Raw genomic sequence first — 15,682 nt, 5'->3', positions numbered from 1 at the left:
GCGGAGGTATTCTGATGATCAAACCATCACGAACTGCATTCTTCGTTCCCGCCATGACGGCGGTCCTTCTGGCTTCTTCCGGTCCTCTCTCAGCACAGGGCCTCGGCGTCGGGGTCGGCGCTTCCATCGGCGGTGACAATGGCATCAGCGCTGGTGTCGGCGCATCCATCGGTGGCGACAACGGCATCGGAGCCGGCGTCGGTGCATCGATCGGCGGCGACAACGGCGTGGACGCCGGTGCCGGCGCGTCAATTGGCGGCGGAGGTGGTGTCGACGCCGGTGCCGGAGCTTCAGTCGGAGGCGGTGACGGGATTGGCGCAGGCGCCGGAGCTTCCGTTGGCGGAAGTGACGGTATCGGCGCAGGTGCCGGCGCCTCGATCGGTGGCGGTGACGGGATCGGCGCAGGCGCCGGTGCTTCGATCGGCGGCGGCAACGGCGTCGACGCTGGCGTGGGCGCCTCGATCGGCGGCGGCGACGGCGTCGACGCTGGCGTGGGCGCCTCGATTGGCGGCGGCGGCGGGATCAATGCCGGCGGCGGCGTTTCCATTGGCGGCAATGACGGCATCGACGCCGGCGTGGATGTCGGCATCGGTGGACCGGGTGCGCCCGGAACGCCTGGTACACCCGGTACCCCTGGCACGCCAGGTACGCCAGGCACCCCTGGAACACCCGGTACGCCGGGCACCCCTGGCATTCCGGGCACGCCTGAAATGCAAGGCATGATCGACCGCTGGAACAACATGTCCGCGAGCGACCGGCAGAAGGTGCTCCTGACCTGCCGCCAAGTGCTTTCGCCGCGGGAAGCATATTCGCCGGACCTGGACGCGCTGTGCAACCTGGTGCAGCAGGCTGGCCTCCAGTGATCGGACGATAAGTGCCGGGGTGTCGCGAATCGAGCCGTGACACCCCCAAATTTCGCAAGCTACGGCACAGCAAATGGTGTAACGATATGCTTGTTACATTCCCTCGAGATTTTCCCACCATGGAAACTGCGCTCGTGGAGATAGGTCCGCGGGACCATGGGCTGCACGACAGCTACGTCGCGTTCATCACGCAGGTTTCCGGCGAACAACAATTCAGGCCCTGGGCTGACCGCGGCGGGTGGGGCGACGATTACACGGCCTTCGCGCTCATGGAAAACGACGAGATCATCGCGACTGTCGGGCGCATGTCGATGCGCTTCATTGTCGATGGCGCGATTTCCGCCGGTTACCAGCTCGGTGCTATCGCAACCCGGCCGGATCGGCGCAACCAAGGTCATATGCGCCGGCTCATGGAGCATATTCTGGCGCTCCCGCCGCTCGACAACCGCACGACGCTGATCTTCGCCGTCTCCGACACCGTTGCAATCTACCCGAGATTTGGCTTCGAGAGGATCACCGAGTGGCAGTTCCAGCTGCCGGTATCGGCCTTTCCCTCGCTTGTCTCAGCAGTCGATCTCGACATAGGCTCGGCCGATGACCGGGCGCTGCTCAGAAGCGCGTGCCGCGAGGCGATCGAACTCAGCGAAGACTTCAGCGCGGTCAACTACTACCCGATCCTGCTTTGGCATCTCAGCCACCGCGCGCTCACGGTGAAACGTCTGATCGATCCCGAAGCCATCGTGATCGTGCAGCAGACAGGCGCAAACCTGCACATTTGCGACATCGTCACGCCCCGCAAGATCACGATCATGGCCCACGTTCCGATGCTGGCGAGCGGGCCGGTCGAAACGGTGAGCTTCGGCTTCAACCCGCAGGGCTGGCTGAGCATCGAGGATTCAGAAAAGCTTGAGCGGTCGGAGACGGACGAGGCAGCCGGAATACTGTTTTCGCTCGGCCGGCCATCGCCCAAGGGCAGGATCGGCCGGCTACCGGAACTGGCCCGGATCTAGATTACGGCTTAGCCGTGGTCGCGCAGCAGCCTGGATTTCTGGCGCTGCCAGTCGCGCTGCTTCTGGGTTTCTCGCTTGTCGTGCAGCTTCTTACCGCGGGCGAGCGCCAGTTCCAGCTTCGCGCGGCCCTGCTCATTGAAATAGACCTTCAGCGGCACGAGCGTCATGCCTTCCCGGTTCACCGAGGCGAACAGGCGATCGACTTCCTTCTTGTGCAGCAGCAGTTTTCGGCGACGCCTGGTCTCATGGTTGAAGCGGTTGGCCTGCAGATATTCCGGCAGGTAGGAGTTGATGAGCCACAGCTCACCGCCCTCCTCCGTGGCGTAAGACTCAGCGATGTTCGCCTTGCCTTCGCGCAGCGACTTCACCTCGGTGCCCGTCAGCACGAGCCCCGCTTCGAACGTATCGACGATTTCGTAGTTGAAACGCGCCTTGCGATTCTCCGCAACGATCTTGCGCGCCGGCGTACCCGGCTTAGCCATGTTCAGTCCCGATCAGTTTGTAAGCCCGGCGTGACGCAGAGCTTCATCCAGACGCTCCGCGGTTGCTGCCTCGACCGGCACGAGCGGCTTGCGCTGGATATTCTTCATGCGGCCAAGCTTCGACAACGCATATTTGGCACCTGCCGGGTTCGGTTCAATGAACAGAGCGCGATGGAGCGGCATCAGCCGATCCTGAAGCCCAAGCGCCTTGCGGAAATCGCCCTGAAGCATCGCCGACTGGAAATCCGCGCAAAGGCGCGGCGCGACATTCGCCGTTACTGAAATGCAGCCGACGCCACCATGGGCATTGAAGCCGAGCGCCGTCGCATCCTCACCCGACAGCTGGATGAATTCCGATCCGCAGGCGGCGCGCTGCTCGGAGACGCGATCCACCTTCGCCGTCGCATCCTTGACGCCGGCGATATGCGGAAACTCCGCGTGAAGCCGCGCCATCGTCTCCGGCAGCATGTCGATGATCGAGCGGCCAGGAATGTTGTAGATGAAGATCGGCAACGTCACGGCGCGCGCGATCGCGGCATAGTGTTCGTAAAGACCGCGCTGGTTCGGCTTGTTGTAGTAGGGCGTGACGACGAGGATGCCATCGGCCCCAGCCTGTTCGGCGTGCTTGGCGAAATCGACGGCCTCGTGTGTGGAGTTGGACCCTGCCCCCGCCATGACCGGCACGCGCCCGGCCGCCACTTCGATGCAAAGCTCGATGACCCGCTTGTGCTCCTCATGCGACAGCGTCGGCGACTCACCCGTGGTGCCGACCGGGACCAGGCCTGTCGAGCCCTCCTCGATCTGCCATTCGACATGGGCGCGAAAAGCCTTCTCGTCGATGGCTCCATCGTCGTCGAACGGCGTCACAAGCGCTGGAATGGATCCCTTGAACATTACGGCTCCCGGAGGCGGGCCGAAAGCATCCCATGCTTTGGCCATATTGTGCTATGCATTCTCACGAAGCGGTTGGTGCCGCCGGATCGAAGCGGCGCACCATAGTCGCCTGCGGAATGCGCCGCAAGCACGGCAAAGCCCGATTTCAGCTCCGAGGCGCCCTGTTCTCAAGGGTTTTCGGTACAATTTAAGCGTGAGACCTAACCATTGATTAACCGTTGCTTCACCGATGCCATGGCACGATCATCCAGACCCGAAGGAATGTGGTCCCGCGCGACCACATGACGGGCAATCAGTTCCGAGTTCATCGTTAGAGACGCACCTGATCATGCCGAACAAGACGCCTATTCTCCTGGTCGCAACGCTCGTGGCTCTATCCTCGACGGCAGCGCAAGCGCAGTTCGTGCCGCCAAGCACGGTTCCGATGCCCGTGTTCCGACCCGACATGGCCACCGTCGCCACCGGGTATCAGGCAGTTCCGGCTCCTTCGGCAGGCGATATCACCGGTGCGATCCTGCGGCCGACGAGCCCGGCAGAAACATCAGGCACTGCGAGCGCAGCGTTGAAGCGCGGCCTCGACGCGATCGGCCGCGACGTGACGGTTTCCCGCTCGGTGCGCGACAGCATGCCCGCAGGCAGCCTCGACCGGCAGATTCTCACCTGGGCTATCGCGCTTTCCGGCGCAAAGGGCGTTCCCTCGCGCGAGATCGCGGCAGCTGCCAGCCAGCTTCAGGGCTGGCCGGGTCTCGACGCGTTGCGCGGCCATTCCGAGCGCGCCCTTCACGAGGAGAACCCGCATCCGGACCAGGTCATCGCGGCGTTTGCCAACAGCGATCCTACAACGCCGGAGGGCGTGATCGTGCTTGCCCGCGCGCTGAAGCAGAAGGGTGATCTCGGCCGGGCCAAAGCGCTCGTTTCACGGGCGTGGCACAACGACACGATGAACACCAACCAGGAAAACCTCTTCCTGCGGGAGTTCGACAGCATTCTCACCGTCGCCGACCACAAGCGCCGCATGGATATGCTGCTTTATCGCGACCGCGTTTCCCAAGCCGAGCGTTTCGCGTCGAAGGGCGAAGCGAACTCGCTCTTCCGCGCACGGGCTGCCATCGCCCAACGTGCATCGAACGCAGGTGCATTGCTCAACGCGGTCGACAGATCCTGGCACCGCGATCCGAGCTATCTGCATGCGCGCATCCGCTATCTGCGCCAGCAGGACAAATATACAGAAGCCGCCGAACTGCTGCTGAGCGCCCCACGCGACAAGGCCGCCATCATCGAACCGGATGCCTGGTGGAACGAGCAGCGCATCGTCGCGCGCGGCGTCATGGATGCCGGCAATCCAAGCCTCGCCTACCGCATCGTCAGCAACCATCTTGCCGAAGGCGCGGTCGACCGCGTCGATGCGGAGTTCCATGCGGGATGGTACGCGCTGCGGGCGCTGAACAACCCGTCTGCCGCGCACACGCACTTCCAGCGCATCCGCGAAATCTCCAACCGTCCACTCTCCACGTCGCGCGCCTATTACTGGCTTGGTCGCACGGCCGAGGCAGGCGGACCGGGCAATTCGCGTGAATATTACGCCGCGGCCGCACAACACCAGACGACGTTCTACGGCCAGCTGGCCGCAGCAAAGATCGGCCGCAATGCGCTGAGCGTCGCATACCCCTCTCCCACCCAGGCCGAACGGGACCGCTTCGCGAGCCGGCAGGCAGCGACCGCCATCCGCCGCTTGCAGAATGCGGGCCATGAGAGCCGGGCGAACCTTCTCTACCGGGCCCTTGCCGACCAGATCGACAGCCCCGGCGAACTGGCACTGCTCGCGCACATGGCCGAATCGCGCGGCGACCACACGACCGCGCTGCGCGTCGGCAAGGCAGCGTTCTATCGCGGCGTCGATGTAGCGGCTCTCGCCTTCCCGATTGGCGTGATTCCGCCGAGCGCGAACATTTCGAGCTCAGGCAAAGCGCTTGCCTATTCGATCGCCCGCCAGGAGAGCGAGTTCAACAAGGCCGCCGTCTCTCCTGCAGATGCCCGCGGATTGCTCCAGCTTCTGCCGGGAACGGCAAAGGGTGTTGCCGCCCGCCACGGCCTTTCCTACGCACCGGCGCGGCTTACCGAAGACGCCGGCTACAACGCAACGCTCGGCGCCCACTATCTTGGCGAACAGATCGCCGACTTCGGTGGGTCCTACATCCTCACCTTCATCGGCTACAACGCCGGGCCGAGCCGCGTGCCCCAGTGGATCGCGCGTTACGGCGATCCGCGTGGCAAGTCGATCGAAGAGGTCGTGGACTGGATCGAGCGCATCCCGTTCCCGGAAACGCGCAACTACGTGCAGCGCGTCATGGAGAACTACCAGGTCTACAAGACGCGGCTCGGGGCACAGACGGACATCGTCCATGATCTGCGCTTCGGGCGCACGTGAGCCAAACGATCAGCGGCAACGCAACCTCACCAGCCGTTGCAGCCGGCTTTATGTCCGTCGCGATCAGCGCGGCGGATGGGTTGCGCCTGCATGCGCGCGATTACCGTGGGCCAGCCGGCAGCGGACACTTGCCGATTGTCTGCCTTCCGGGTCTTACCCGTAACGCCCGCGATTTCCATCAATTTGCGACGGTGTTCAGCAATGGCTCGATGGCGCCTGCGGTCGAGCCTCGCCGCGTCATCTGCCTCGACTATCGCGGGCGCGGCGGTTCAGATCGCGACAAGAATGCCGGCAATTATTCGCTCACAGTCGAGACAGACGACGTTCAGGCCGCGCTGGCCGCACTCGATGTCCCACGGGCGATCTTTTTCGGCACATCGCGCGGTGCGCTGATCATCCACCTTCTGGCCGCGACCCGACCCACGATGATTGCGGCCGCCATTCTCAATGATGCCGGGCCTGTGATCGAAGGCGCCGGGCTTGCGCAGATCCGCGGCTATCTGACCCGCCTTCCCCAACCGAAAGATTGGGATCAAGCCGTGGAGATCCTCAAGCAAGCGCACGGAAAAGCTTTTCCCGCGCTTGGGCCAAGCGACTGGCGGGAGATGGCCGAAGCCATCTATGTCGAACGCAAAGGCAAGATCGTTCCTGACTTCGATCAGGCGATCATCAAGCAGCTCAACGCGATCGACTTCAACACGCAGCTTCCGACGCTGTGGCCGCAATTCGATGCGTTGGCTCACGTACCGGTCATGACGATCCGTGGCGAGAACTCTCAGCTTCTATCGCAGGCGACCGTGACGGAGATGGAGAAGCGGCACCCCGGCATGGAGACCCTAGTCGTTGCCGGGCAAGGCCACGCCCCCCTGCCCCATAGCGCGGACATTCCCACTGCAATTGCGCAATTCATCGAGCGCGCCTCGCTATAAGACCGCGTGCAGTCTTACAAGCTATTGCGCCTTTGTGACCTGGCTCTCGTTTCAGCTGAACCAAAGCGTGAGCGTCACGATCAGTGCCGCGATGACCAGTGCTGGCCAGAACCATTTTCTCAACGATGCTCTCCCCCACCTGTCTGAGACCAACAAACGAAAAGGCCCGGCATTGCTGCCGGGCCTTTCCATCAAACCGGTAGGAACCGATTAGAACGTGCGCTGGAAGCGGATCGTGCCGCCGATGTCGTCGACATCGCCAACTGCGTCGAAGTTGTCGACGTAGAAGACTTCAGTCGTGACGTCGAAGCCGCGAGCAACGTTGAAGACCAGGTTGCCGACTGCGCCGAAGGTTTCGTCTTCGTCATACGACAGCTGGGTGTTGAAGGTGATGCGCTCGGTGACCGGAGCGGACAGACCACCCCAAACAGCCCAGTCGCCACCCCAGTTTGCGAAGCGGTTGCCAGCTTCGTTCGTGGAGTAACCACCCATTACGAAGGCCGAGAAGCCGCCGAACGAACCGTCGAGGCGAGCCTTGACAGCGCCTTCGTCGATGTTTTCGTCGTAACCACCGACAACCGACAGAGCGAATGCGCCAGCTTCGTACTTAGCACCAGCGACGACGTCCGGGATGTAGCCCATGCCAGCGGAGATGTCGTCTTCGATCGAGACCATTGCCGAGAAGCCGTTGCCGGCGTCATAGGTGTAGCTGATCAGCTGAGCGTCGAACGGGCCGAAACCAACGATACCATCGTTGATGACCGAGCCAGCGTAATCCGTCCACTGCGTGAACATGGATTCGCTCTTGCCCATGGTCAGACCACCGAGCGAGATCGTGGCGAAAGGCAGGCGCGATTCTGCAGTGGCACCGAGTTCGCTGTTGAAAGCGTCAGCCGGATCGAAATAGTCGCTGTTGTCGATCTGCATCTGCATTTCGGTGTAGGTCGTGAGCGGGCCCCACTCGGTGTCCGTTGCCGAACGGAGGTAGAGGTAAGCGCGCGAACGCTTTGCCCAGCCTTCTTCGCCCGAAACCGGGTTCGTGAAGCCGTTTGCGCCGAAGCCGTAGTCGAGGCGGATACGACCGCCGACCGAAAGGCAAGTCTCGGTGCCGGGGATGTAGAAGTAACCAGTGCCGAAAGCGTCGCAGACGCGGACGTATTCCAGGGGCTCAGGCTCAGCAGCGATGATCGCGTCAGCAGCCTGGGCGCCAGAAACTGCGAACAGAGCCGCAGCGGAGCCGAGAAGAAGGCTCTTAATGTTCATTTTCTGACCTCCAGTCAAAAGTTTCAAACGGGTCTGGGTATTTTGCTGAAGGACAGCTTTCCCTGCCCCATCCCCAACAAGAGAAGTTGGACTTGCTGTCCGCGCTTCCGAGATTGAAAATACGCGGCGGCGCATTTGAAGCAATCTGCATTTCCGCTTTTGGGCATGAATGTGGCCCCTATGGAATGGCCTTGTTGCACAAAAGCCACGATTTCGCCGCGGGCCCATCCACCCCTTAAAAGATGATTAATGAAAAAAGGGAAATTGGAACGGTCTGCAACCGCGTGAGGGGCCGACAAGGGCTCTGAAAGGCCGAGAATCGGGGGCGCTGCACCCCACGATTCGTATGCGAGTCGATTATTCGACGGTGACCGACTTGGCGAGATTGCGCGGCTGGTCGACATCCGTGCCCATGAATACGGCGGTGTGATAGGCGAGCAACTGGATGGGTGCGGAGTAGACGATCGGGGCTGCGATCTCTGGAACCTTCGGCACGATGAGCGTCGCCATCGTTTCCATGTCTGCCGCGGCCGCACCTTCGGCGTCGGTGATCAGAATGATGCGTCCACCGCGCGCCGCGACTTCCTGCATGTTGGAAACGGTCTTTGCGAACACCGCATCATAAGGCGCGATGACGATGACGGGCATCGTCTCGTCAATCAGCGCGATTGGCCCGTGCTTCAGCTCACCGGCCGCATAACCCTCGGCGTGGATATAGGAAATTTCCTTGAGCTTGAGAGCGCCTTCCATGGCGAGCGGGAAGGACGTGCCGCGGCCGAGATAGAGCACATGCTTATAATGGGACAGTTCCTGCGCCAGCTTCTCGATCTGGGGCTGGATTTCGTTCAGCGCCTTGGTCATCAGTCCGGGGATCTCGACCAAAGCCTGGCAGAGCTCGGCTTCGCGCGCGTCATCGATCGTGCCGCGTTGCCGGCCGGCGATGATGGAGAGCGACGCGAGCACGGTGAGCTGCGCCGTGAATGCCTTGGTCGACGCGACGCCGACTTCGATGCCGGCAAGCGTTGGAAAGATCGCGTTGGCTTCGCGGGCGATGGTCGATTCCTGGACATTGACCACGGCGCCGATCGGCAGCCCATTGTCCTTGCAGTAGCGCAGTGAGGCGAGCGTGTCGGCGGTCTCGCCGGACTGGGAGATGAACATCGCCGCATCGCGCGGGCCGAGCGGCATCTCGCGGTAGCGGAATTCCGACGCGATATCGATCTCCACCGGCAGGCGGGCATAGCGCTCGAACCAGTACTTGCCAACAACGCCGGCATAAAAGGCGGTGCCGCAGGCCGACATGGTGAGGCGATCGATGGCCGAAAAGTCGATCGAGCCATCGATCGGCTTGCTCTTCAGCTCGGCGAAATCGATGTAGCGGCTCATGGTCCGGCTGATCGCTTCCGGCTGCTCGTAGATTTCCTTTTCCATGAAATGGCGGTGATTGCCGCGATCGACCGCGCTCGCTATGACCTGCGACCGGGTTTCCAAGCGCGTAACCGCGGCGCCGCTGCGGTCGTAGATGGTGGCGGTATCAGCGGTCACGACCGCCCAGTCGCCATCTTCCAGATAGGTGATGCGGTCGGTGAAGGGCGCCAGCGCGACGGAATCGGAGCCCAGGAACATCTCGCCATTGCCGTGACCGATGGCGAGCGGTGGTCCGTGGCGGGCCGCCAACAGCATGCCGCCCTCGCCTTCAACCATCACCGCAATCGCATAGGCGCCTTCGAAGCGCTTCACCGCCTCGCGCATGGCCGCCACGGGATCGGCGCCCTCCGCAATCAGCGTAGAGATGAGCGCGGCGACCGTTTCGGTGTCGGTCTCCGAGTGAAAGGTGATGCCCTTGGCACGCAACTCGCTACGAAGCGCTGCGAAATTCTCGATGATGCCATTGTGCACGACGGCGACGCCGCCCACGAAATGCGGGTGCGCGTTATTTTCGGTGGGCGCGCCATGGGTCGCCCAGCGCGTATGGCCGATGCCGATCGTGCCGGCGAGCGGGTTGCCGGCCAGCACCTTCTCCAGATTGACGAGCTTGCCTTCGGCACGGCGGCGATCGAGTTTGCCGTCTTCGAGCGTCGCGACGCCGGCGGAATCATAGCCGCGATATTCAAGCCGCTTCAGCGCATCGACCATGCGCGGCGCCACGCTCTCGGTGCCGATGATTCCAATGATTCCGCACATGCTGGCTGTCCCCGCTATCTCAATCTTCAAAGGTGCGACCGAAGCCGCGCGTCACTTGCCGGCGGATCGTTCCGCCTTCACTGCCTCGTTGCGGGCACGGATATCGACTGCCCGGCCCGGCTTTTCGGTCTGGCGTGCGCGCCCGAGAGCCAGCGCATCGGCTGATACGTTTTCGGTGATGACGCTGCCCGATGCGATATAGGCACCGTCTCCGATCGCGACCGGGGCAACCAGAGACGTGTTCGAACCCACGAAGACACCGGCGCCGATCGACGTCAGGTGCTTGTTGATGCCATCGTAATTACAGGTGATCGTACCGGCGCCGATATTGGACTTCGCGCCGATCTCGGCGTCGCCGATATAGGTCAGGTGATTGATCTTGGCGCCCTTGCCGATCTTGGCCTTCTTCACTTCGCAGAAATTGCCGACCTTGGCCTTTTCGGACAGGTCCGCGCCCGGCCGCAGCCGCGCGAATGGACCGATCTCGCAATCGGCGGCAACCGTCGCGCCTTCCAGGTGGGAGAATGCGCGGATGACGCTGCCCGCTCCGATCGTGACACCAGGGCCGAAGACAACGTTCGGCTCCAGGAATGCGTCGGGCTCGATCGCGGTATCATAGGCGAGGAACACCGTCTCGGGCGCCTGCATCGTCACGCCGGACAGCATCAGCTCGCGGCGGCGGCGGCGCTGCCAGGCAGCTTCGAGCTCGGCTAGCTCGACACGGGTGTTGGCACCCATGAGGTCTTCGGCGGGCGCCTCTACGACAGTGACGCGTGCGCCTTCCGATACGGCGATCGCGACGATGTCGGTCAGGTAATATTCGCCCTTGGCATTGTCGTTGCCGATCCGGTCGAGCCAGCCGAGTATCCGGCTGCCCGAAATCGCCATCACGCCGCCATTGCAGAGCGTGATCTGGCGCTCCTCTGGGCTCGCATCCTTGTGTTCACGAATGGCGGAAACCGTGTCGCCTTTGACGATCAAGCGACCGTAGCCGGTTGGATCCGCGGCATGGAAGCCGACGACAGCGATATCGGCGCCTGATGCCAACGCACTTCGGGCACGTTCGATCGTCTCGGTGGAAAGCAGCGGCGTATCGCCGAAGAGCACCAGCACATCATCGAAGCCAAGCGCGATCGTATCGCGGGCGGCAAGCACAGCATGGCCCGTTCCGAGCCGCTCCGTCTGAAGATGTGTCGCCACGTCATGGGTGCTCAGTGCCGCCGAGACCGCTTCGGCGCCCCGGCCGACCACCACCGCGAGGCGATCGACGCCGGCCTGCCGCGCGGCTTCCGCGACATGGCCAACCATTGGAAGACCGGCCACCTTATGGAGCACCTTCGGCAGGTCGGAGCGCATCCGCGTGCCTTCGCCCGCTGCCAGAACCACCGCCAAGCATGATCTGCCGCTCATAGTCGATCCTTGTCCCTGAAAGCCCCTCGAAAAAGCCGATCGACTGCCTGCCTAGCTTGCCGGGCTTGCCAAAAAGCAAACACCGGCATCTGTCGGCCTCTCTCGACGCAGCATGACCAATTCCCGATTAACGGGCGGCTGCACTCTTCACAATTGTGGGAACTACGGTTCGCACCGCATCGATGATGCGATCCTGCGTCGCCTCGTCGAGATAGGCGTGCATGGGAAGGCTGAAGACCTCGGCTGCAAGCCTGTCGCAGACCGGCAGCGCACCACCCGCCTTGGGGTAATGCTGGTACGCAGTCTGCACGTGCATCGGCTTCGGATAATAGATCGCCGTAGGGATGCCTTTCGCCTTGAGCGCGTCAAGAATGCTTGAGCGATCCCGACCGGGTGCTCTGATCGTGTACTGCGCCCAGGTCGAACGCGTGTCTTCCATGACGACAGGCGTGACGACGACGTCTGAAAGTCCATCGCTGTAGCGCTTCGCGACCCTGTCTCGCGCCTCGATTTCGCCGGGGAACAGCGCGAGTTTCTCGATCAGGATGGCGGCCTGGATCGAATCCAGCCGGCCATTCATGCCGATGCGGACATTGTCATAGCGCTCGCTGCCATAGCCGTGGTTGACCAGCGACCGGATGATCTTGGCCAGTTCGTCGTCGCCGACGAAGATGGCGCCGCCATCGCCATAGCCGCCGAGCGGCTTGGCGGGAAAGAAACTGGTCGTGGCGATATGGCCGATCGAACCGGTGACGCGACCCTTGTAGGTCGAGCCGAACCCTTGAGCGGTGTCGCACATCATCCAAAGGCCGTTTTCCTCGGCAATCGGCTCGATCCGATCGTAATCGGCTGCCTGGCCGAACAGATCGACCGGGATGATGCCGACAGGACGATGACCGGCAGCCTTGGCGTCCAGAATCGCCTGGCTCAGGCTTTCCGGATCCATGTTGTAGGTGTCTTCGAGGATATCGACGAAATAAGGTGTCGCGCCAAGCCAGGCGACGACTTCGCCGGTGGCGGCGAAGGTGAAGCTCGGGCAGAAGATCGCATCGCCGGGACGCACGTCCTTCGCCATCAGACCGAGAGCCAAGGCGTCGGTGCCGTTGGAGCAGGCAATGGCATGGGTCGCGCCGCAGAACTCGGCCAGGCGCTTTTCCAACTCGGCGACCTCGGGGCCCATGATGTACTGGCCGTGATCGAGGACACGCGCAATTGCAGCGTCGATCTTGGGACGAATCACGGCCTGCTGGGCTGCGAGATCGATGAATGGAATGGGTTGTTCCGACATGACTGGCCTTTCATGCAATTGGGGCGACCGGCATCGCAATACCGGATACGCGCTCATGCTGTCCAATCGCGGACAGGCGATAATGTGCGGGGGAACCCGGCGCGGTACGCAGCCGATCGGTTCGATGACTGCCACAGAATCACCCATGCAACAACCCGCCCCAACGTGCGCGCCATGCACGAGAGATTGGGTCAGTTCATGGTGCGTGATAGCAACCCATCGCCAAACATCTGTGGGTTTTGCGCCACGAGGGGCGAATGACCGGGCTTCGAGATGCTAGGTAGACGGCTTGGCTGACATCCGGGAGACCAAATGCGCGTCGACATCGACATGGGAGAGACAGGCGAGAACAAGCCGGCCTTGCTCGATCTCGAAGAGTTGCTCGCGACGCGTCTTCTCGTTCAGGGCAATTCCGGCTCCGGCAAGTCGCACCTTCTGCGGCGGCTCCTGGAGCAGAGTGCGCCTTGGGTCCAGCAGTGCATCATCGATCCCGAAGGTGACTTCGTCACCCTTGCCGACCGGTTCGGCCATGTGGTTGTGGATGCGGCACGCTCGGAACAGGAATTGCTGCGCATCGCCGCGCGCATCCGTCAGCACCGTGTTTCCTGCGTCCTCAACCTCGAAGGTCTCGAGGCGGACCAGCAGATGCGGTCGGCCGCAACGTTTCTGAACGGCCTGTTCGATGCCGAGCGCGACTACTGGTACCCGGTCCTCGTGGTGGTCGACGAGGCCCAGCTGTTCGCGCCTGCGGCAGCCGGCGACGTGGCCGAAGATGCGCGACGCGCTTCGCTCGGCGCCATGACCAATCTCATGTGCCGTGGCCGAAAGCGTGGACTCGCCGGAGTGATCGCGACGCAGCGTCTCGCCAAGCTCGCCAAGAACGTCGCGGCCGAAGCCTCGAACTTCCTGATGGGCCGCACCTTTCTCGACATCGACATGGCGCGCGCCGCCGACCTGCTCGGCATGGACCGGCGGCAGGCGGAAATGTTCAGAGACCTGAAGCGCGGACAATTCGTGGCGCTTGGCCCGGCGCTCTCACGTCGTCCGCTGCCGATCGCCATCGGACGGGTCGAGACCGAAGCCCGCTCGACCAGCCCGAAATTGACGCCCCTGCCCGACGCGCCAGCACCGGAGGAAGCACGTGATCTGATCTTTACGCCGGGTCCAGCCGAGCCGGTCGTGATGACGCGCCGAACCGCACCGCCGCCGCGACCCACAACCGATATTCTGGCCGAACTCGCCAAGGCCGCTCCGGCCGGCGCGCAGGACGAGGACGAAGAGGAGCTAAGCGAAGCCGAGACGGAAACGGCGGCTTTCGAGCGCGACCGGATGATCGACGGGCTGCTGACGGCCATCGTCGCCGATCCCGACGCCGCATTCCGGAGCGACGGCGAGCTGTACCAGGATTTTCTGGTGCGGGCCCGTATCGCAAGGCTTCCCGGGCCGGCTGTGACTCTCGCCGTCTTCCGGCGGCGCTTTGCGCTCGCCCGCGTCGGCATCGATGCGGAAATGGCGGCGAGCGACGACTGGCGGCAGGTCACCAATCTGGCGGAGTCTCTGCCCGACGATGTCCAGGCGGTTTTCATACTGGTCGCGAAGGCAGCGCTCACGGGTGCCGCCTGCCCGTCGGATGCGACACTGGCCCGGGCCTACGGCACACATTCTACGCGCCGGGCGCGACGGCTGCTGGACTATTTCGAGGAGCGCGGGCTGACGGTGGTGCGGACAGATTTTTCCGGCAAACGGATCGTGGCTTTCCCGGATCTCGGCTGCGAAACCGGTCCCGGGGCTGCCGACGGGCCGGAAGCAAACCCTGTTTCTCTGTCTGCAGCTTAAGTCTCCCTAGGAAACCAATATAGCCGGTCTGGAAACGAAAAGGGCGGGCCGATGCGGCCCGCCAAGGTGGTTTCCTCTCTGATGTCGCCTCAGAGCCGGCTATGTTCGAAGATCAGATGTATGGCGGAACGCCGTAATAGTCGTTGATGCGGCGGGTGCTTTCGGTATCGCCCCAGTCGAACTCGCGTTCACGGGCGTAGCGCGGTGCACCTTCGAGCTGATCCTTGGAAAGATCGACTACATAGCTGCCCTGGCGCTCATCATAGGTGAGCTTTTCCCATGGCAGCGGGTGATATTCCTCACCGATCCCGAGGAAGCCACCGAACGACATGATGGCGTACTTCACTTTGCCATCTCGCTTTCCGATAACAAGGTCGTTGACGCTGCCGAGGTGCTCGCCCGCGCTGTTGCGGACTTCGGTGCCTTCAACGCGTGTCGCGCGGATATTTTCAGAAGAGACGTTCATCGTTCTGCACTCCCTTTTTCGATGCAGGGGAAACGCTACGGGGAATCCGAGGTTCCTCGATTTGGCTTCACGCAACATTTAACACCGCCTTCTCGCGTGAACCCACGCTAAAGGTGAGTTTTTTGGTAGACTATTAGGTCGAGGTGCTGCTAAGCGGTCGGAAACTTCCGGATCCACCGAGCTCGAGATCTTCATGAACCGTGCAGCGCCCTCCCTTCTCTCTCTTCTTTGCGCCCTCCTGGCCGTGCCGGCGCAAGCGCAGACGGCGCCGGAGCCTCGGGGCTTATCGCTGGAATTGAATGCTACGGCAGAGACAGAGAACGGCTGCATGATGACGTTCGTCGTCGAAAGCGGGCTCGGTAGCGATATCTCCAAGGCTTCGTATCAAATGGTGTTCTTCAACGGTGAAGGCCTGGTGGAGCGCATGACGGTGCTCGACTTTCAGGATGTTCCCGCAGGCCGCACGCGCGTTCGTCAGTTCAACATTGGTGGAGCGGCCTGTTCATCGCTGTCCCGCGTGCTCGTGAACGATGTGGCGACCTGCGAGAGCGATGACCTGCCAGAGGACGCCTGCATCGTCTCACTCGCGGCCTCGAGCCGATCCGACATCGAATTGTCCAACTGACGCC

At 62.6% G+C, this 15,682-nt stretch carries 13 protein-coding genes; 6 read left to right on the top strand and 7 right to left on the bottom strand.

Going from position 1 to position 15,682, the window contains the following annotated elements; translation table 11 throughout:
• Positions 1–14 precede the first annotated feature (14 nt).
• Both QQL76_RS12470 and QQL76_RS12465 read left to right on the top strand, forming a co-directional pair.
• Complete coding sequence (locus QQL76_RS12470) at positions 15–863, top strand: hypothetical protein (protein ID WP_499207918.1); 849 nt, start codon at positions 15–17, stop codon at positions 861–863.
• 119 nt (positions 864–982) lie between these two features.
• On the top strand, positions 983–1,873 hold the full coding sequence (locus tag QQL76_RS12465) for a GNAT family N-acetyltransferase (RefSeq protein WP_499207917.1): 891 nt from the start codon (positions 983–985) through the stop codon (positions 1,871–1,873).
• A gap of 8 nt (positions 1,874–1,881) precedes the next feature.
• Here QQL76_RS12465 and smpB read toward each other — a convergent pair whose 3' ends face one another.
• The gene (gene smpB, locus QQL76_RS12460; protein ID WP_126010834.1) at positions 1,882–2,355 is read right to left on the bottom strand and encodes an SsrA-binding protein SmpB; all 474 of its coding nucleotides are present in this window, start codon (positions 2,353–2,355) and stop codon (positions 1,882–1,884) included.
• Between the two features lie 12 nt (positions 2,356–2,367).
• The gene (dapA, locus tag QQL76_RS12455) at positions 2,368–3,249 is read right to left on the bottom strand and encodes a 4-hydroxy-tetrahydrodipicolinate synthase (protein WP_499207916.1); all 882 of its coding nucleotides are present in this window, start codon (positions 3,247–3,249) and stop codon (positions 2,368–2,370) included.
• A gap of 328 nt (positions 3,250–3,577) precedes the next feature.
• On the opposite strand from dapA, the gene QQL76_RS12450 reads away from it, so the two are divergent.
• Positions 3,578–5,677 (top strand): lytic transglycosylase domain-containing protein, encoded by a 2,100-nt coding sequence (locus tag QQL76_RS12450; protein ID WP_499207915.1) that lies wholly within the window; start codon positions 3,578–3,580, stop codon positions 5,675–5,677.
• Positions 5,678–5,727: 50 nt separating this feature from the next.
• Positions 5,728–6,606 (top strand): alpha/beta fold hydrolase, encoded by an 879-nt coding sequence (locus tag QQL76_RS12445; protein ID WP_499208364.1) that lies wholly within the window; start codon positions 5,728–5,730, stop codon positions 6,604–6,606.
• 210 nt (positions 6,607–6,816) lie between these two features.
• Here the strand turns inward: QQL76_RS12445 and QQL76_RS12440 are convergent, their stop codons facing one another.
• From QQL76_RS12440 to QQL76_RS12425, 4 genes are all read right to left on the bottom strand, one after another.
• Positions 6,817–7,869, bottom strand: a complete 1,053-nt coding sequence (locus tag QQL76_RS12440) for a porin (RefSeq protein WP_499207914.1) — start codon at positions 7,867–7,869, stop codon at positions 6,817–6,819.
• A 357-nt stretch (positions 7,870–8,226) separates the two neighbouring features.
• Positions 8,227–10,053: a glutamine--fructose-6-phosphate aminotransferase gene (gene glmS, locus QQL76_RS12435; RefSeq protein WP_499207913.1), complete on the bottom strand. Its 1,827-nt coding sequence runs from the start codon at positions 10,051–10,053 to the stop codon at positions 8,227–8,229.
• Positions 10,054–10,104: 51 nt separating this feature from the next.
• Positions 10,105–11,463 (bottom strand): bifunctional UDP-N-acetylglucosamine diphosphorylase/glucosamine-1-phosphate N-acetyltransferase GlmU, encoded by a 1,359-nt coding sequence (gene glmU / locus QQL76_RS12430; protein WP_499207912.1) that lies wholly within the window; start codon positions 11,461–11,463, stop codon positions 10,105–10,107.
• Positions 11,464–11,590: 127 nt separating this feature from the next.
• Positions 11,591–12,751 (bottom strand): DegT/DnrJ/EryC1/StrS family aminotransferase, encoded by a 1,161-nt coding sequence (locus tag QQL76_RS12425; RefSeq protein WP_499207911.1) that lies wholly within the window; start codon positions 12,749–12,751, stop codon positions 11,591–11,593.
• 312 nt (positions 12,752–13,063) lie between these two features.
• On the opposite strand from QQL76_RS12425, the gene QQL76_RS12420 reads away from it, so the two are divergent.
• Positions 13,064–14,587 (top strand): helicase HerA domain-containing protein, encoded by a 1,524-nt coding sequence (locus QQL76_RS12420; protein WP_499207910.1) that lies wholly within the window; start codon positions 13,064–13,066, stop codon positions 14,585–14,587.
• 112 nt (positions 14,588–14,699) lie between these two features.
• Here the strand turns inward: QQL76_RS12420 and QQL76_RS12415 are convergent, their stop codons facing one another.
• Complete coding sequence (locus QQL76_RS12415) at positions 14,700–15,053, bottom strand: PRC-barrel domain-containing protein (protein ID WP_126013397.1); 354 nt, start codon at positions 15,051–15,053, stop codon at positions 14,700–14,702.
• Positions 15,054–15,381: 328 nt separating this feature from the next.
• On the opposite strand from QQL76_RS12415, the gene QQL76_RS12410 reads away from it, so the two are divergent.
• Complete coding sequence (locus QQL76_RS12410; protein WP_499207909.1) at positions 15,382–15,678, top strand: hypothetical protein; 297 nt, start codon at positions 15,382–15,384, stop codon at positions 15,676–15,678.
• Positions 15,679–15,682 lie beyond the last annotated feature (4 nt).

Origin of the sequence: Rhizobium albus (assembly GCA_030160035.1) — a bacterium.
GTDB lineage: Bacteria > Pseudomonadota > Alphaproteobacteria > Rhizobiales > Rhizobiaceae > Georhizobium > Georhizobium albus.
The sequence above is the reverse complement of the archived record's forward strand: the minus strand, read 5'-3'. Positions and strand labels throughout refer to the sequence as shown.